Source organism: Desulfosediminicola sp., assembly GCF_048381775.1.
GTDB lineage: Bacteria > Desulfobacterota > Desulfobulbia > Desulfobulbales > Desulfocapsaceae > Desulfopila > Desulfopila ganghwensis.
In genome coordinates this window covers 14,418-32,700 of record NZ_JBLXGE010000022.1, presented here as the reverse complement: position 1 = coordinate 32,700, position 18,283 = coordinate 14,418, and the positions used below count along the sequence as shown (strand labels likewise).

At 51.6% G+C, this 18,283-nt stretch carries 14 protein-coding genes, 3 tRNA genes and 1 pseudogene; 6 read left to right on the top strand and 12 right to left on the bottom strand.

Annotated features, from left to right (window positions below; all coding sequences use genetic code 11):
• The 3 genes from ACN5NT_RS23170 to ACN5NT_RS23160 form a co-directional block, all read right to left on the bottom strand.
• The coding region (locus tag ACN5NT_RS23170) for a GTP-binding protein (protein WP_296603487.1) at positions 1 to 122 on the bottom strand (122 nt) is incomplete at its 3' end.
• A gap of 163 nt (positions 123 to 285) precedes the next feature.
• Positions 286 to 359, bottom strand: a tRNA-Gly gene (locus ACN5NT_RS23165).
• Positions 360 to 380: 21 nt separating this feature from the next.
• Positions 381 to 465 (bottom strand) — tRNA-Tyr (locus ACN5NT_RS23160).
• A gap of 486 nt (positions 466 to 951) precedes the next feature.
• On the opposite strand from ACN5NT_RS23160, the gene ACN5NT_RS23155 reads away from it, so the two are divergent.
• Positions 952 to 1,761 carry a TrmH family RNA methyltransferase gene (locus tag ACN5NT_RS23155; RefSeq protein ID WP_419177052.1) on the top strand — a complete coding sequence of 270 codons (810 nt, stop codon included), beginning with the start codon at positions 952 to 954 and terminating at the stop codon, positions 1,759 to 1,761.
• A 29-nt stretch (positions 1,762 to 1,790) separates the two neighbouring features.
• Here the strand turns inward: ACN5NT_RS23155 and ACN5NT_RS23150 are convergent, their stop codons facing one another.
• On the bottom strand, positions 1,791 to 2,138 hold the full coding sequence (locus tag ACN5NT_RS23150) for a bleomycin resistance protein (protein ID WP_419177051.1): 348 nt from the start codon (positions 2,136 to 2,138) through the stop codon (positions 1,791 to 1,793).
• Between the two features lie 80 nt (positions 2,139 to 2,218).
• Positions 2,219 to 2,527 carry an antibiotic biosynthesis monooxygenase family protein gene (locus tag ACN5NT_RS23145; protein WP_419177053.1) on the bottom strand — a complete coding sequence of 103 codons (309 nt, stop codon included), beginning with the start codon at positions 2,525 to 2,527 and terminating at the stop codon, positions 2,219 to 2,221.
• A gap of 324 nt (positions 2,528 to 2,851) precedes the next feature.
• Between ACN5NT_RS23145 and ACN5NT_RS23140 the strand changes: the two genes are divergently transcribed.
• The 3 genes from ACN5NT_RS23140 to ACN5NT_RS23130 all read left to right on the top strand — a co-directional run bounded on the left by ACN5NT_RS23140 (position 2,852) and on the right by ACN5NT_RS23130 (position 5,222).
• Positions 2,852 to 2,927, top strand: a tRNA-Thr gene (locus tag ACN5NT_RS23140).
• A gap of 114 nt (positions 2,928 to 3,041) precedes the next feature.
• Positions 3,042 to 4,445: a DUF6538 domain-containing protein gene (locus ACN5NT_RS23135; RefSeq protein WP_419177050.1), complete on the top strand. Its 1,404-nt coding sequence runs from the start codon at positions 3,042 to 3,044 to the stop codon at positions 4,443 to 4,445.
• 258 nt (positions 4,446 to 4,703) lie between these two features.
• Complete coding sequence (locus ACN5NT_RS23130) at positions 4,704 to 5,222, top strand: helix-turn-helix domain-containing protein (protein WP_419177049.1); 519 nt, start codon at positions 4,704 to 4,706, stop codon at positions 5,220 to 5,222.
• 19 nt (positions 5,223 to 5,241) lie between these two features.
• Here ACN5NT_RS23130 and ACN5NT_RS23125 read toward each other — a convergent pair.
• Positions 5,242 to 6,372: pseudogene (locus ACN5NT_RS23125) on the bottom strand (IS3 family transposase).
• A gap of 361 nt (positions 6,373 to 6,733) precedes the next feature.
• Between ACN5NT_RS23125 and ACN5NT_RS23120 the strand changes: the two are divergent.
• Both ACN5NT_RS23120 and ACN5NT_RS23115 read left to right on the top strand, forming a co-directional pair.
• The gene (locus ACN5NT_RS23120; RefSeq protein WP_419177048.1) at positions 6,734 to 9,286 is read left to right on the top strand and encodes a M10 family metallopeptidase C-terminal domain-containing protein; all 2,553 of its coding nucleotides are present in this window, start codon (positions 6,734 to 6,736) and stop codon (positions 9,284 to 9,286) included.
• Positions 9,287 to 9,524: 238 nt separating this feature from the next.
• Positions 9,525 to 10,757 carry a glycosyltransferase gene (locus tag ACN5NT_RS23115; RefSeq protein ID WP_419177047.1) on the top strand — a complete coding sequence of 411 codons (1,233 nt, stop codon included), beginning with the start codon at positions 9,525 to 9,527 and terminating at the stop codon, positions 10,755 to 10,757.
• Positions 10,758 to 10,869: 112 nt separating this feature from the next.
• Here ACN5NT_RS23115 and ACN5NT_RS23110 read toward each other — a convergent pair whose 3' ends face one another.
• From ACN5NT_RS23110 to ACN5NT_RS23085, 6 genes are all read right to left on the bottom strand, one after another.
• A complete protein-coding gene (locus ACN5NT_RS23110) occupies positions 10,870 to 11,616 on the bottom strand; it encodes a hypothetical protein (protein ID WP_419177046.1) in 747 nt (248 codons plus the stop codon).
• A gap of 146 nt (positions 11,617 to 11,762) precedes the next feature.
• Positions 11,763 to 13,529: a hypothetical protein gene (locus ACN5NT_RS23105; protein ID WP_419177045.1), complete on the bottom strand. Its 1,767-nt coding sequence runs from the start codon at positions 13,527 to 13,529 to the stop codon at positions 11,763 to 11,765.
• The gene (locus ACN5NT_RS23100) at positions 13,522 to 14,655 is read right to left on the bottom strand and encodes a hypothetical protein (protein ID WP_419177044.1); all 1,134 of its coding nucleotides are present in this window, start codon (positions 14,653 to 14,655) and stop codon (positions 13,522 to 13,524) included. Before ACN5NT_RS23100 ends, ACN5NT_RS23105 begins: the two co-directional genes overlap by 8 nt.
• Positions 14,652 to 15,686, bottom strand: coding sequence for an NAD-dependent epimerase/dehydratase family protein (locus ACN5NT_RS23095; protein ID WP_419177043.1), 1,035 nt, complete (start codon positions 15,684 to 15,686; stop codon positions 14,652 to 14,654). The genes ACN5NT_RS23100 and ACN5NT_RS23095 overlap by 4 nt, the downstream gene beginning before the upstream one ends.
• A 157-nt stretch (positions 15,687 to 15,843) precedes the next feature.
• Positions 15,844 to 17,142: a glycosyltransferase family 4 protein gene (locus ACN5NT_RS23090; protein ID WP_419177042.1), complete on the bottom strand. Its 1,299-nt coding sequence runs from the start codon at positions 17,140 to 17,142 to the stop codon at positions 15,844 to 15,846.
• A gap of 36 nt (positions 17,143 to 17,178) precedes the next feature.
• The gene (locus ACN5NT_RS23085; RefSeq protein WP_419177041.1) at positions 17,179 to 18,216 is read right to left on the bottom strand and encodes a hypothetical protein; all 1,038 of its coding nucleotides are present in this window, start codon (positions 18,214 to 18,216) and stop codon (positions 17,179 to 17,181) included.
• Positions 18,217 to 18,283 lie beyond the last annotated feature (67 nt).

Sequence of the window (18,283 nt, the reverse complement as noted above, 5' to 3'; positions counted from 1 at the left end):
CCGCCGGTTTCAGCCAGCGTCATGGTGATTGCAGCCGTAAGAGTCGTCTTGCCGTGGTCAACGTGGCCAATCGTGCCGATGTTGACGTGCGGCTTGTTACGCTCAAATTTTTCCTTCGCCATCGCGTCGCTCTCTGTCCAATACGCGTTTCAATCGATAAAGGCTCGAGGCGGGACGCTTTCCGGCGTTCGTGGACCGAAGCGACGAATTGCTTCCCGTATATTCTTTCAGGATTTTCCGGGCGAAAGGACCTTCCGTTCCGGACACTCCGATCAGCACCCATGATGGAGCGGGTGAAGGGAATCGAACCCTCGTCATCAGCTTGGAAGGCTGCTGCTCTACCATTGAGCTACACCCGCGCACCGGACAAAGAAAGACGATGGTGGAGGAGGTTGGATTCGAACCAACGTAGGCTTAGCCAACGGATTTACAGTCCGTCCCCTTTAGCCACTCGGGCACTCCTCCATCACGTCCTACTTCACGCCGAAGCGGTCAGGATGGCTTACCGAAGAGCCCGTCCGAAGGGGACGAGCAATCCCGTGGCGCGTGTTATGCAGATGACGGCCTTGGGTGTCAACGCTGTTTTGGCACTGAAAATCAGAAAATCGCATTCTTTTTGGCAACCCCTTGTCCGCGGCCGCACCCTCGAGCCGGTCGAACGCAGGGTTTCGCAGGGCTTTTGGGATTTTCGCCCCTGTTCAGACGGCGATCGTTTTTCGCAAAGACCGGCTTGTGGATGAATTTTTCAAGCCCAAACCGGCCGATATCATAACAGCTTGAACATTGTAGCGGGCCCGCGGCCTCCCACCTCCCTCGCAACGATGCCCGACCCCGATTCCGAAGACTTGCGCTTCAAACGCACCGCTAGGTGGCATTCTAAAGATTGGGCGCATTTCGGGTGGCATGACATTCAGCCTTGCCGTTGTCGATGCTTTGACAGTATCTGGACCCATGACTGATAAAGCCAACCGCCCCCGCCCCCGCTCCCGCCAGGCAGGCCCGGCAAAGCGCCGGCCAGACATGCGCCCGCGCCGTCCCGGCCTTCCGCCTGAAGGTCCTATCCTTCTATATGGCCTTCACACCGTAGAAGCGGCATTCCGCAACAGGGCCCGGAAACGGCTCAAACTTTACGCCACTGAAAATGCGCAGCGCCGCCTCGCCGAACGGGAGGTGCCGATCGACGTTCCGGTCGAGACCATGACGCCACGTGCTCTCGACAAGATGGTGACCAAGGACGCGGTGCACCAGGGCATGATCCTGGAAGCCGATCCCCTGCCCCCCTATGGCGTAAAGGAGTTGAAAGGCGCCCGTCTGGTGCTTGCCTTGGATCAGGTGACCGATCCTCATAATGTCGGGGCGATTTTGCGCTCTGCGGTGGCGCTGGCCGCCGACGCTGTCGTTACCACCGAACGCCACGCTCCGGAGGAAGGGCCGGTTTTGGCCAAATCCGCCTCAGGCGCCCTCGATATGATCCGGCACGTGCGCGTGAAGAACATGGCCCGTTTCGTGAGTGAGATGGGGGAAGCCGGCTTCCAGTGCATTGCCCTCGACAGTGACGGCCCGGCCTCGCTCGAGGAAACCGCCTTCACAGACAAGACGGTTCTCGTCCTCGGCTCCGAAGGCAAAGGCGTGCGTCAGGGGGTGCGCGAAGCCTGCGGTGCCCTCGCCCGTCTGGATATGCCCGGCGAGATCAGGTCGCTCAACGTCTCCAATGCCGCTGTCCTGTCACTTTATGTGGCCCGGCAAAAGATGGGCCTCTAGGGTACGATCCCTGTAGCGCCCATTTGCTATCAGGGAATACGCGCAAACGTCAGAAGATTGCCGTGCGGATCGTGGAGGTAGAACTCCTTCATGTCCCACGGTCGCACTTCGAATGGCGAAAGGCCAGGGACCTCGCCAGCGGAGAATTCTTCATAGAGGGCATCGACGCCGCTGCCACGGATGTAGCAACTCGCGTTCTCGCAGAACTCCTTGCGATCAGTCTTCCAGAAATGGATCTCTATCGTGTCCCGGCGTACGATAAGCCGGGTCGGCGCATCATAGACAATTCCGAAGCCGAGCTGCCCCACGTAGAAATCTCTGGTTTCCGTGAGATCCAGAGACGGAAGGACAGGGATGCATTCAACGCCATCTTCCATTCGCACCTCCAGTTAGATCTGAAAACAAATCAAGGCGAAGCGGGACCGGACCCAAAATCGGCCCCACCTGCGCAAATGTATCAAAGAACGGCGGCGAAGCCTTCGAATTGAGGCGGGCCGGCATAGAGGTCCTTGTTCTGCCCGGCGTTCTTATGAGCATTGCGAAACTGTTCCGACTTGGTCCATGCGAGAAAATCGGTCTTGCTGTTCCAGATCGTATGGGACGCGTAAAGAACCGTCGTACCATCCTCCGCTTCCGGCCCTTTCAAGAGATGAAAGCTTTTGAAACCCGCCATTTCATTCAATTGCGAATCCCGGTTCTTCCAGACCGCTTCGAAATCGGCCTCCCTGCCCTTGTTCACGCGAAAACGGTTCATGGCAACGAACATTGACAACATCTCCTGATCAGATTCACGCACGAAAACGCCCAACGCCAGGCCAACGGAGAACCTGCGGATCACGCACGCGTACATTTCTTGAGTTTTATATTCACAATATTCTACTGTCTCAAGCTCATTCGTCGGGCCGGCCACTTCGCATCATACCACGAGCGCCGCGCTTTTCCACAAAGCCGGGGGCTTGCAGTACCCTCGCAAAAGCCCGGATTTCCGGCAGTTTCGCCACGTAGGCCGGGCTTTCCCACCTGCCGCACCCTACCCGATGCGAAAAACTAGGGACCTTTTAAAAAAACTCTGCTAGAAGCCTTTCTCGTTGCCGGTATAGCTCAGCTGGTAGAGCATCTGATTTGTAATCAGGGGGTCGCGGGTTCGAATCCTGCTGCCGGCACCATCCACTTCTCAGCTTAAGCATTGAGAAATTTGAAGAAACCGGCTTCGCGCCGGTTTTTTATTTGCCAAATCGCAGAAATTGTCCCACAATTTGTCCCACATTTAGTGAGGATGGATGCGCGACGCGGACCGGTATCTCTACCGGCGCGGTGGCCGCTGGCACTACCGGCGCCGGGTTCCGAACCGGGTTAAACACCTCGACCCGAGGGACGTCGTGCAGGTTCCCTTGAATACTGACTCCCTGGAAACCGCCCGGATTCGCCGCGATGCGGTCGAGGAAGCGGACGACCATCATTGGGCATCGCTCCTGGCACAAGGAGAAAGCGCCCCGAATGCAGGGCGCCTGAGATACGAGGCGGCGCAAAAACGCGCCCTCGCCTTGGGGTTTGCCTGGAAGCATATGGATTATCTTCTCAAGGAGGCACCGCTCGAAGAGGTCGTGAGACGGGTCTTGTCCCTGGAGGGCAAGACAGGCCAGCAGCTCAAGGTTGACGCAGAGGCGGTGCTCGGGACTGTTCCAATCCCAAAGACCCCGGTCTCGGAGGCGCTCGATGTGTTCCTGACGCAGATCGCCCCGCTGGAGTTGAAGGGCAAGAGCCCCACCCAGATCAAGCACTATACGAAGGTGAAGCAACGCGCGGTCGCCAATTTCATCAAGGTGGTCAGCGACAAGCCCATGGAAGACATCTCCCGCGAGGATGCCATCCGCTATCACAAATGGTGGCAGGACCGCGTTACCGGGAAAAAGGGCCGCGCCATGTCGGCGAGCACGGCCAGACGTGACCTTGGCAACATGCGACGGCTCTATCGGGAGTATTTCGTTCGCATCGGCGAAGAGAACCGGGACAACCCCTTTCGTATTCTCAACTTCAAGGAACGGAAGATCGATCAGAAGGAAATTCCCCCGTTCGATCCAGCATGGATCCAGGACAAGATCCTTGTGGCGGACACACTCGCCAACCTCAACAGAGACGCGGCTCTTATTCTTCTTGCCCTGATCGAGACCGGATGCCGACCATCGGAACTCTGCAACATCACCGCCGACCGGATCCAACTGGACACACCGGTTCCGCATATTCTCATCGACTTCTCACCAAACCGGGCAGTGAAGACGGATGCAAGCGTCCGCCGCATTCCCTTGATCGGCGTCAGCCTGGAAGCCATGAAGCGAGCTCCAAAAGGGTTCCCGCGCTATCGGGACAAGGAAACAAATCTATCCTCGGTGCTGATGCAGCACTTCCGGAAAAAGGGCCTGTTTCCGACAGATGCCCACCGGATCTATTCGCTACGCCACACTTTTGAAAAACGCATGCTGGAGGCTGGGCTTGATTACGGCCTTAGATGCAAACTGATGGGCCACTCGGTTGATCGCCCGGAATATGGCGACGGCGGATCTCTGGAATTCCGCCGGCAGGAGCTTCAAAAGATAGAACTGACGTTTCCAACGGATCTGTTCACTTTGCTGGACGCAGAGCCTGTTGGAAAGTCTCGCAATACCCGTCGAAAACGGGTCTTATAGCGCTCCAGGCGCTTGCATCACCTGTCAAGTAGTTGGTAGTTTTTCTGTATTCGGGATTCGTACGCCTCGGCCTAAGCGCCGGGGCATTTTTGTTTGTACTCCATCCCTGCGATTGGTCCCGAGCCCTTTCAGCAAGCAGCCTGTTATCGCGTAGCCGCTTTCCTCAACGATCATTGAAGTCCCGTCCGGTTGATACATCTTCCGACGCCCTTTGGCGCGCGGATGGTCATGCATGCCCGGACGGCGGAGGGAGACGTCATGCCTTCACCATCGAAGAAGCCGCAATTCTGCATGGTCCCTGCTGGTGCCATTACCGACCGCGATCTGAAACCACGGGATATTCATGTGCTGTGCATGCTCGCTCGCAACGCAGACCGGAACGGGCACACTGTCCGATCACAAGCCAGGATGGCCCAGGAACTCGAATGGGCCCGCTCCACCGTACAAACCGCCGTCAAGAACCTCATCGCTGCCGGATGGCTGACCCGCGTGGAAAACATCCGTCCCGACTGCGGGGACTGTTCCCACGGTTACATCATCCACCGCGAGAAAGGACTGGCTTCGGATCGGCCCAACGGCTTGTCGACGCCCGGAGCAATCAACTCGACCAAAGCGGCCCCTCCTGCCGATCCAGCCAAGCAGGGGGTGCCGCCCCAGAGCGGCACCTATAAGATCAACTCATCAAGACCAAACAATAAAAAACCAGATAATAAGGACACTCGCGACTATCTGGATGAAGTGGTCCCGGTTTTCCGGACAGATCAGCGGCCGATTTAAGGTGTATCCGGGTTGGTTTTCATGCCGCCAATTTCAGGTTCCTGTCAGCCCAGTATGCCTCCCTCGGGGTTTTATTCTCAAGGGCTGAATGGGGGCGTTCGGTATTGTAAAATTTCATCCAGTGCCGGATGACGCGATGTGCCTTGAAGCCGTCGGTCAGGTCTTCCAGATAGATCGCCTCCTGCTTCAGGCTCCGCCACAGCCGTTCGATAAAAAATGTTGTCCAGATAGCGGCCACGCCCATCCATTGAGATGCGCACGCCTGCCTCGGACAGCGTCGTGATCCAAGCCGACCCGGTGAACTGTGATCCCTGATCGGTGTTCATGATCTCCGGCGGTCCGAACCGGGCGATGGCCTCGTTCAAGGCTTCAACGCAGAAGTCGGCGTGCATCGTGTTAGACAGCCGCCAGCACAGCACTTTCCGTGTCGCCCAATCCATAATCGCAACCAGATACAGAAAACCGTGTTTTACGGGAATGAACGTGATGTCCGAACACCAGACCTGGTTCGGCCGATTGATCGTCATGCCCCGCAGCAGATAGGGATAAACCTTGTGCTGCGGATGCGGCTGGCTGGTTCTCGGCCGTTTGTAGATCGCTTCCAGCCCCATCTTCGCCATCAGACGGCGAACCCGATGGCGGCCGACTACGATACCGTCCCGGCGCAAATAGGCAGTGATCTGCCGGCTTCCGAAGAACGGATATTTGGTGAACGCTCGGTCGATGGCCTTCATCAACTCCAGCGTTGCCGCGCTGACCCCGACTGGCATGTAGTGGAACGCCGACCGGCTCAGCTTCACCAAATTACATTGCTGACTGACGCTCAGATCCGGATGATCCCGACGGATCATTGCTTTCTTCTTGGCGGGGCTCACTTCTTGAGCCCTTGAGCTAAAAAATCGTTCTCGACGCTCAGCCTCCCGATCTTGGCGTGCAGTTCCTTCACTTCCGCTTCCGTCGGTCCCTCGGATTTGCCCCCACGGGCGAACACATCCGCCATGCCCTCGACAGCCTGACGTTTCCACGTGCTCACCTGGTTCGGGTGTACCTGATACTTGGCTGCGATCTCCTGGATTGTCTTGTCACCGCGCAAAGCCTCAAGCGCGACCTTCGCTTTAAACGCGTCCGAAAAATTCCGGCGTTTCGCCATTCTCGTATCCCTTCAAATCAATGGGATACACCTTAGCAACCTGCCCGGATTTCTGGGACCACTTCACGTGAGGGCGGGCCTACGATGCACTACACCCCGTTGGTTGCTGTTCATGTTTCTCTGTGACAGCTTCCGCTCGGGATCGCAACTTGACCTGGTGTTCGATTTTGCCTTTTTCAGACCATCGGACACGAGTGACGATTTGGCTCCTTCGAGGATCCGATTGTAATCTGGCGGAAATATTCGGCTTTCTTGCCTCTCGTTCAATAAAATGCATTTCGAAGATCTGTTAATCGGCGTTAACCGTTGAGCAATGCAGTCGGGGCATTTTAAGGGGGCAGAAAAAGCGGAATAAAGAAAAATGTGTCAGCTTTGCCAGTCGCTCGGGATCGAGCCGAAAACGCCTACGGTTTCCGGCTTTGCTTGTGAAGAACGCAAGTCGCCTTCGGAGGGTGGACTCGTCGTAAGTGCGACACGTGTAGAAAGCGATGATGCAGCTGCCAGTATTTCAACCTCTTATTCCTTGGATGTTGGTGACACCTTTGCCGGATCCCTGACCGTAGGTGATCGCGACTGGGTTGCAGTCACGCTTTCTGGCGGACAAAGCTACAGCATTGGATTGGCCGGAACAGGTGCCTCGCCTTTGGCAGACGCCTACTTGAGACTGTACGATTCAGCCGGAAATCAGATCGCCTATGACGACGATGGGGGCACTGGATACAATTCCGCCCTACGGTTTACTGCAAGCACAGGTGGCACCTATTATCTGAGCGCAGGCTCTTACGCCGATTCCCTTGCTGGCACCTACACTCTGGATATCAATACATTCATGCCTACCGTCTATTCGAACGATCAGATTGCAAACCAGCTCACCAATGGCTTCTGGCAATACGACGGCGGCTCACAGCGTGCCTTCAACGTTTCGGTCGGCGGCACAATCTCAGTGAATATCGCGGGTTTGCGAGCGCCAGATCAGCTCCTGGCCCAAAATGCTCTTGCGCTCTGGTCGGATGCGACGGGCCTGAATTTCTCGTTCACCAGTGGCAGCGCCCAGATGGAATTCGGCGATGGTGACACCAACAGCGCATACAGCTGGTCGTCCGTCAGCGGCTCGAACATTACATACTCCTACGTAAATGTGGGGACCGGCTGGGTCGACTACTACGGGACCGGTCTGAATACCTATTCGTTCCAGACCTACATCCATGAGATTGGCCACGCGCTCGGGCTCGGCCACGGTGGAAACTACAACGGCTCTGCTACATATGGCGTCGACAATCACTACGAGAACGACTCCTGGCAGGCGTCGATCATGTCCTACTTCAGCCAGAGCGAAAACACCTACGTCAATGCCAGCCAGGTCTATGCCATCACGCCTCAGGTCGCCGACATCATCGCGATCCGCAATCTCTATGGCACGGTGGGCAATACCCGGACCGGCAACACCACCTATGGCGACAACGCCAATTCCGGCGACCTGATGGCGCAGATCAGTGGCGCTAATACCTACATTACCTATACAATCGTCGACGATGGTGGATACGACACGTTCGACTTCAGCAATTCGTCCGCCAACCAGACCATCGACCTGCGCGAAGAAGCCATCTCCAGCGTACGCGGCTACACCGGCAATTTGGTCATCGCCCGCGGATCGGAAATCGAAAATGCGGTTGGGGGCAGTGGGGATGACGTGCTGTTAGGGAATGACTGGAACAATAAACTAAGCGGCGGGAGCGGTAATGATTCCCTAAATGGCGGCGGCGGCAACGATCATCTGATGGGTGGCAAAGGCGAAGATGAGCTGGTCGGCGGAGATGGTTTCGACTTCGTTATCTATGACAGCGCATCTAGCAGCGTTACAGTCAACATGAGAAACGCCTTGTTGAACACCGGTGACGCCGAAGGGGATTCCTTCGTAGGCATCGAAGGTATCGTCGGATCCTCAAATGACGACGTACTAAGGCTCAATGATTTTGCGCGTTCGGTCTGGTCCATGCAAGGCAATGACTACCTTTTCGGCGGTGCGCTGGATGACGACCTTCATGGACAGGCGGGGAATGATCATATAAGCGGCGGCGTAGGAGCAGACATTATTGACGGCGGTAGCGGGTATGACTTTGCGCACTACGATACGGCTCTTGACGGGGTGTCTGTATACCTGAGCGGTTTTGGCACCAACTCCGGTGATGCTCTCGGCGACAGCTTCTATGGCATTGAAGGCATCGTGGGCTCATTTTTTTCAGACACCCTATCGCTTAGTGCACAATCTGGATCTATTTGGGCGCTCGATGGGAATGACACCTTGATTGGCAAGGCAGGAAATGACGATCTGCATGGCCAAGAAGGAAATGACCATCTGATGGGCGGACCCGGGTCGGACGTTCTGGATGGCGGGTATGGGTTTGATTTCGCCAACTATAGCGACGCAACCGCCGAACTTACCGTAAATATCTCCAATGGTAATATGAACACTGGATATGCAGCTGGAGACCAGTATTTCAGTATAGAAGGTGTCGTTGGATCTTACTACAATGACGTAATTGTCTTGGACGACAACGCGAGGTCGATTTGGGCCCTGGATGGCAATGACGCGATCACTGGCGCTGCTGGAAATGATGACCTCCACGGACAAGAAGGAAATGATTTCCTTAGTGGCCGAGGCGGACAAAATACACTCGAAGGTGGGGCAGGCGCCGACACTTTTCACTTTGATGTTAGTGGCAGTATAGATGTGATTAGCGATTTCGAGATCGGTATTGACTCAATACTTATCCAAATTTCCGGAATATTATTGGACAATATTTATTTATCTGAAAACGAAAATGGCGTCGAAGTTCACTTCGGAGAAAATTACCTACGCTTAGCAGAAATAAATTTAGATTACTTATCAATGGATCATTTTTATTTCATTTAGAAATTACACAAAACGCTAGTCTGTTTTCATACTTGAGCGATTGTAGTTAAATGAAATTAGTTATAGGCATGGGATGCTGTACTAGCTCGTTTGAGAAGTGAGACACATGCATCAACGATGTATATTTGATTTTCGTTCAGTTCAGGGACAGAGCTGGGAACGAGGAATTGGTCAATACTCTCGAAACTTCCTGAGGGCATTCTGTAAGCACTATCCCGATATCCGGTGCTTTGTCACAATGGAAGAATACGCGGATGGACGCTCACAAGCTCAGGCTGAAGAGCTCCGAGCACTGTCGCTTCAAATCACCCCTATCGTATTGCGCTCTTTCTCTAGGAATTCGTACTCCCGCGCCTTCTCACAGTCTTCAAGAAAACTGAACGAAATATTATTCGAAGTTGCCGTAGCCAGAATTCGACCCAGCATCGTCTTCTCCATGTCTTTATTTCAAGGACTGCATGAGGATGTTTCATCGGGGTACAGAAAGCTATACTGGCATGCGGAACATTTTTGCATCCTTTATGATCTGATTCCTCTCATGGAGAATAACCGCTACTTGCGAACACGGCGCGCTCTGCACTGGTACCATGAAAAATTAGAGTTGCTTCTTGGTTCGGATCGAATAATGACAATATCCGAATTCGTCGGCGCTCAGTTCTGTGAACGTTTTCCCAGCCATCGGGAAAAGCTCATAATAATCCATGCCGGCGGACGCGAGAGATTTTTTGACATTGGTGAGCCTCGCACAAGGTCTCATGGCAGAGCTATTTTATACGTTGGATCGATTGAGCCAAGAAAAAACATAGAGACGCTGATTCGCGCATTCGCAGCCATACCAGAAGATTGTCGAACCACGCTTACACTGAGGTTGGTTGGCCGGTCAAAAAGAAAGTATCGGGAAAACCTAGCTAGACTTGCAACGTCTCTCGGCCTCGTGCGCGGCATCGACTTCCTCTTTGTAGAAAACGCAACGGACGATCAAGTTATCAAATACTATCTGGAGAGCCGACTGTTCGTCTTCCCTTCCGTATCCGAGGGTTTCGGCCTGCCCGTACTCGAGGCGATGCAGCTAGGTGTCCCAGTACTAGCAGCAAATGCAACCAGCATTCCTGAGGTCTTAGGCTGCGAAAAACTATTATTCCCGCCCCTAGACTTCAACATCTTGAGTAAGAAGATAAGGCACCTTTTGAATGATGAAATCGCTTACACGAAGGCGAGTTCTTACTGCCACAATCGATCTCTTTCTTACCGATGGGAAGATGTTATCGGCCGCGTTAATCTGAGCCAATCTACCCCCACAAAAAATTTGCAACTTACGGACCAAACACAACTGGAAACACCGGCCCTAGATCTCAATTTTGCCGAAAGTATTGATATCCTTATGCTGGCTAAATATCGAAAACTCGTTAAATTTTTGAAGTCAAATGCAGTTCGGCTCGAGGAAACAATAGACACTTTGACCTGCCACTGATCATTCATCCAGTTGCGACTTAAGCAGTCTTGTTGTTTGGAGCTCACCCCATTTCTGGTCCGACGTTCATGCGACCATTCGGGTTTCTGGTCTTGACCCTTGAAACTGAGAATCAATTTTTCTGAAAGTTTTTAGGCATTCCTATCTCACCCAATCTCAGGACTATCCGATCGTGCAACTGGCGCTGGTCACGGCTTAATAAATCAACCCGTTTAGCATAGTTCTGTACTGCAGTTTCTCTTTCCCCACGCCTCAAGAAAGAACTACCGAAACCGATATCCGAAACTTTGTTCAGCGCACTCGTCAATTCAGAGTTTATGGTCAGCCAAGATAAAAAAACCCTGAAGGGATAAGCGGGAAGGAGCAGAGCATTGATCCGCCGCTTGAGCTCGAGACGATATGTGGAACTTTCTATAAATCTATCAAACTCGATAACCAAATCGTACTGCATCAGGGAAGAGTAAAACCTATGTATTAGATCTGCTTCGGCACCAATAAACTTACCTGAGCACTGATCTGCGCTGATTTCATCCTCGTAATCCGAGAATGGTGGTCTTTCGATTTGAGGATTCCCCTGAAACGCAACAATGCGGGAAGCAACCATATTGGAAACCGACCGCCGAATCGCAATAGTGATGGCAACCGAAGGTAAATATTGACAAAACTGATCGTAATCTAAATCTTCATATGAATATAATACTCCTTTAATATAAGGCTTCTTCTTAACATTTCTTACATTGTAATGGTAATGTTGATTACGACTATTTATCCAATTCTCATGATCAAGATGAAAATTCTCGCAGATCCAACCGATTACAACGTGATTTCCAGATCTCTTTAGCCCGTTTACAAAAAGCATGTCTACTCCTGACCGTCATGTCCACGATCCAATAAAAGATCTGTTCACAACAACACTAAAAATGAAAGTAGGTTAAAAATGCGAATCGAAAACCAGATCCCAAAGCGCTGAGTTATGTAATATATTGATATTTAGAAAATATTTTACTATTTCACCTCAACAATAATGTCTCCAATACTAATGCGCCCTATTGGTTCGATTTCCCCATCAAGGCCTTCCGCAAGAACCAAATCAAAAACCAGACCGTCTTGATTTGTCCCTATCGCAAACGAAACAGACAAAATCGACCACTCCGGGCATAAGCTTGTAAGTGCCATGTCCGCCGCTCTTTTTCCATCCGAGAGTCGAATCTTGGCACCAGAGAAACACATGACGCGATCTGATCGCAAAATGATGCGCACCGACACGTTGCGTGGATCCGAACACTCGGCTTGGCCCAAGACGTTGTAGAATCGAAGACACCAATACATACCCGTGCCGGGTTTCGGCTCTCTAGACACAAGCAACGACAAACCGGGGTCCGAGTTTCCAAGCACTTTATTGTAGAAGACGCTGACCTCCGGCGCCTTTCCGTCTTCACCATCACTCGAAAAACTTTCGAAAGTGGAAGGCGAACCGCCTTCGCTCGCAGCGCTCAAAGCCGGCATCAAGCTGTGAACGGCCTTGATCGGAAACTCTGCAAAATTGAGACCTCTATACTTACGCAGGTAGTATTTCGAATTGGAATACGCCTCGTTGTTTGTTTCATTAAAGACCTTAAAATAAAAATCCTCCAATCCGTCAACGCTCCACATATCAGCGTGTTTCTTGAGATTTTGGACGCGATCTTCTCTGAAGTTAAGTATGCGGAAGGCTAGTTCCTGATAGTTGCCGACATCATAAAACTCGAAGCAGCTCGGATAGAACTGGTCGTAGTCCATATGTGAATGGTTGTAGGTCGCGACAATTTTCTTGCTGAACTGCAGCGCAATAGACCCGATACCGGTAGAACTCTGCCCCGATTCCTGGTGAGTTACGATGACGAAGTCACTACAGCACATACCGTTATAGAGTTCATAGTCGGTTGGATGGCCACAAAATCTCACCCTGTTGGAGAGAGGGGGATCGCCGCGCTCCTGCGCCAATTGGTCCTCACCCTCAAGAAACTCCAACGCTTCCTTGATGTCTGTGCTCATCTTGAATCGCTGGATACTCGCTGGATGCTGACCACCCATGAAAACAAACTTGTATTCAGGAGGAAGGTGCTTCAGCGCCCTCAGCCCGACCAGCTGATCTTTATGCCCCCCAAAGAACCCAAATCGAGAAACAACAGTATCCTGTTCTGAAAAGCCAAGGCTCCTCTTCCAAATCGCGACGTCCGCACGAGATTCAATATCAGCAACCCGATCAAGCGTAAGAAAGACCGCCGGATAGAAAGAAACGTTATCAAAGCCCCAATTTGCTTTTACGTAATCGACATCACGTGGAAGATGAACATGGATCCAAAACGGGGCGTGATCAACACGTTCCATAAGGGCGGTACGCACAATATCGTAAGCCTCCCTCCAGTCTTCTGAATCAAACCGCAATGAATGAAACGTAAGAAGAATGTTCGGCGATGCAGAAATGAGACGTGCAAGTCTTTTTGCAATTTGCGTCGGACGCGCGCCGTAGACCCCCCACTCAATTTGCAGACTCACAAAATCGAATTCGGCAATCTTCTTGCACAATTCTTCAAGGTAGGCGTCGGCCACATCTTCCGGAACATTCGGATTACACAGAAGTGCGGCTGACTTGATGTCAAAAATCTCGGAATCAAAGTACTTACTGAACCCGCTTGCAATCGCGTCCATATAGCTTGATGCACCGCATAGTTCCCCATGGTTCCCGACGAACGCCAGACGCGGTTTGCGCTCCGAGGTAGTGCTATCCATTCAACCAGTCTTTCCATCTTTGAGAACCGTCGGAATCCATCTTATCAATCGCCGAGAACCAAGTCCGGTAGCCTTGGCAAAATGACTTGAACTTGTCCAAGTCACCCTCGACCAGGGTGCAGTCATCGAGTGCCTTTTCAATGAAATCGATGGCTACCTCTGCCCAGCCCCTCGTATCTTTGCCCGTATCCGGCACACCGTTCAGCCAGTCATGAAGAGTTTCGGTATTCCGCATGCCGAAAAGCTCCATGTCCAGGTCACGGAAAACATTGTGCTCATTCCGGTTTTGAACAGCGACCGGGCGACCGAATGCAACGGTACCAGAAATATTCTGAATCGCGAAAAGCGCAACATAGCTTGCCCAGATGTCATCATAGCGCCCGATCGAGGGAGATAGAAAATAAGCTGGCAAAACAGACCGCAGAAGGCCCGTATTCTGGGAATTGAAAGGAGACCACATCCGCTTGCCCAAGACAAAATAGTCCGGACCGGAGTAGGTCTTAACAGTCGGAGCTAACGATAGACGGGTTGCCGCGTCGATATCTGGCTCACCAGTCCAAAGACCCGCCAAAACCATTGGCAAACAACCCTCGTTGTAGCTTTTCTGATTGTTGTATTCGTCTTTCCGAAGTTCGACTGGGAAACCTCGATGAAAGAACTGCTTGCCCTCCACTTCATCAAGCCAGCTGCAAACATTCACCCAGCTGTTTTGGTTTCGAAGCGTGGGGTAGATCCCTTCATCTCCCAAGATCTGGAAACGTTCGAAGAACAATTCGTCAGTCAGAAAATTGTCGTCATCCAAGGTCAGAATGATGTCACACCCTAGTCCATAGGCAAGTAAAAGGCCGACATTCCGACGCTGTATGCAGTTCCAAGGGATACTCTCTCCCAAACTCCGGAAAGATAGCAACATATCCCGTTGCCTCTCCGGGCTGAGATAGTGAACCTCTACTGAATACTCGTGCCCAAGAGAATGGCAGAAATCCTCACAGCTTTCGGGAGTTTTATTATCTCCTACGATTATAAAGCTTACAGAACCTTCGGGATACTTAGAAGCAAGCTTTACATAGTCTGAAAGAAAAATGGGAACATTGATAGTTGTTGTTACAAACGCAATGGATTTCATGCCCCACCCTCACCTGAAATCAAATTTGAGGATGCGGCGGCTACTACCTGATCGGCAATCCAGCTATAAGTGCTTGCCAACCCGATGTGTAAAGCTTGGGAGGGACGCCAGCTCGTCCTTTGATGGATAAGCCGATTATCAGAGTTACGACCCCGCACTCCGAGAGGTCCATCAATTGATTTGATTGCAAGAGACTTTCCTGAAAGGCCAATGACGATTTCCGCCATCTGTCGGATCGTCACCATTTCGTCCGAGCCAATATTTATCGGCTCATTGATATCATTTTCACAAAGCAGCCGAATGCCATTGAGACACTCATCGATGTATAGGAAAGATCTCGTCTGAAGCCCATCGCCATAAATTTCGATATTTCCGCCATCTTCGGCTGAAGCCACCTTACGGCAAATGGCAGCAGGGGCCTTCTCACGTCCACCGCGCCAAGTGCCCTCTGGTCCGAAAATATTGTGAAAGCGGGCTATCCTGGCGTTCAACCCATGATTCCGCGCGGCAGCCAAGTAAAGTCGCTCGGAGAATATCTTTTCCCATCCATATTCACTATCTGGTGCCGCCGGATAAGCGCTCGACTCTGCACAGTTCGGGTTGTCTGGATCCATCTGATTGTGCTCTGGATAGACACAGGCAGAAGACGAGTAGAAAAGACACCCTGGCGGATGGCGAACTGCAGCATTGCTGACATTAATGTTGATCAGCGCCGAGTCATTCATAATCTCGAAGTCTTGGGCACCGGTGAAAATAAAATCGGCCCCCCCCATATTTGCCGCAAGTTGAAGTACCAGATCATACTGACAGTCAGAAAAAAGCGTTTCTGTAGCGGAAGGGCTTCTGAGATCAACAAGAGAAAATTCGTCGGCCAAGCTCTCGGAGAATTCTGGCCTCTTTATGTCCGCAACTCTTACTCTGAACCCCAGCTTCTTGAGGTAGGTAACGGCATGGTTACCGATGAAACCGCCGCCACCGCATACCAGCGCAGTGGCTCCTGCCTGTTCCCCCCACTTAGATGACCCTTTCATCCAATTTCCTCCCAGTGACTATACTGCCTGTAGGCTTTGGAACTTTCTTCGGCAGGGAATCGTCGCAGCCTATCCATTTATCCGAATATCTCATCAAAAAGGTAACAATCAAAGCGTCAGTTACAACTATTAACAAACAAGTATGTTATCGAATAAATTACAATTCCAATATTCTTTGAACTTCTTCGAAATGCCTGAACCATTTCATCCTCTCGTCAAGAAAAGGATGAGGCGTCACTACTGATGCCGCTATTCTATTTTCCTCTTTATTCTTCCACAAAGCCAAGACCTCCATTTTCCAGGCTCGCCCATCCAGCGGATCCAATAAAGTCGCACGACCTGCAGACACTTCCTTGTGGACGGCAATATCCGACGCCAGAACGGGAACACCTTTAGCTATTGCCTCAACGACCGGGTAACTGAAACCCTCAACAAAAGAGGGTACGAGGACACCGCAGCAGTGTTTTAACAAGCCAGAGACTTCCTGGTCGGACAGACCAGGTGCTTCAATCACCACATCCTCGATCTGACGACATCGATCCAGCATTGCGATGATGCTTCCATTTTCCCAACCCCGGCGCCCCACTACAACCAGCTTTGGCGCGGCAGTCCCAAATTCTTCACAAAGCGAGCGCCAAAGGTTCAAAATAAGGAGATGATTCTTGCGCGGCTCCAGCGTACCCAGAATGACAAAATAGCTCGAAGAGGAGTCCAAATACGAATATTTGTCATCCGTCGTGGCCAACGAGATCGCCTCCTCAAGACCAATCCAAATCACTGAAGTTTCCGGAACCCTTAACCCATTTTTCCGAAAAAAGGATTCGATGCATTCTTGTGTATAGCAGGAAATTGCTATGACATGCGTAGCGTACTCAGAAACGCACCTCATACGTTTTTCATGTATTAGGTCCTGCCCAGGCATATTATACTCAGGAAAGTCTATCGGTATCAGGTCATATACCATCATGCAGGACACAATTCCTGCCTGTTTCAACCATTCTGTAAGTGCATTGGAATGAAGATTTGTATGCCCAACATTTATATAGACACCATCATTTACTGGACCGATACGATCACTGAGAAGAAGACAAAATTCATTCCGGATCTCGTTGAGCCAAGAGCTACGCTCAAGAAATGACTTGCCATGCGCCCCCAAAGCAGTGACCGGCTCGCCTTCGAGAAAGCCAACCACCTTCTGAAACGCCTCAGACACCCTCTCGTCTTTCTTTTCCTCGGAGCTCCAGGCGTCTGTAATGAAATCAGCAATTTTCTCGCCGAATTTCCGTGAATAGAACCTAATTGACGCCCCTCGTGCGACTACAAATGTTAAGTCGACCAAATCGCATTCAAGAAAGTGCTTTAGATAAGCGAATTCAACCCGGTCAATGCCTGTCGGGGTCGCATGGCTCTTCCTATTGGAAAGCCTTGTGAGATCGAGAACAACCTTCTTTTTCATCAACGGATAACCTACAAGCGTTCCAAGATCCGGCCGTCAGACATGTACCCTGTTGCGGCGTTTGAAGTCGGCAAACCCCAACGACAGGTGACCATCGAACACTGCTTTCTCGTTGAAGATTCTCACCTCAATCGTAGCTTTTGGATTTGTGGTGTCGAAATTCATGCCGAAATCATGGCGTCCAGCGGTGCTAATCTGAACGGTCAACGTACCCAAATGCTCGACATGCTGATCTGCTTCTGCCGTGATCTCGATTTTGAATGGCACCCCAACACACCCCTCCGAAAAGGAAAGGGCGAGATTCATGGCCCAGGAACCGACAGGCAAATTGACGTAGGGTCCGAAGAAGAGGCATCGCGCCAGCCCAGTCACGTCAATTGGCTCTACAACAGGCCGGTGAGGAGCATCTCCAGTTACAAAAAAATCTCGCACCACCGCAATTCGATCGAGTGAACCTGACTTCAGCGCACGATCATATTGTATAACCGAAAACTCCATCGCTTGGACAAAGTCTTTCTTAGTCTGATCCTTGAGAAGCTGGAGAGGGAACCCGCCACCATCGCTGTCATCATACGCGCTCTGCAAAAGCCCTTTTGTGTGCGCATAGATCTCGGCTATATCCGCATCGCCGAGGTTTTTCCCAAACGCGTTGGCTATTTGTCGGATTCCAATCTCGGGTGTCCTAAGAAAATTCTCTGTATCAATGAAATTCCCGACGCCTTGCTGGATTAGAGAGATAATTGAAGCGCATGAGCTCATCACATGGCGTGCCGCTTCCAAGTCTGAAAAATCCGCAAAATGTCGAAAATGAAAGAAGCCACGCAGGGGATTCGAAGACACAAGCAATACAGTCTTTCGAACTTCACTCAACGTTTCAAGCAGCGCTCGGTCCAGACGGTGCATCAGCACAACCGTATTATCGGACTCGGATTTTGTGAGCTCGACAGCAAGAGACTGAATATTGTCGATATGGACAATATTTGTCGCTCTGCCTTCACGCTCAAGGATGCTCCTGAGGACCTCAGTGCACCAGTTTGTGTGCTGACCTGGAAGCCCTAGAACGAAAAAAAGCAAAACAAAAAACTCCCGGCCAAATCAGACAGTCCTCGGCCCGGTCCCGGAGAGTTGTAGCCGAGGAGAC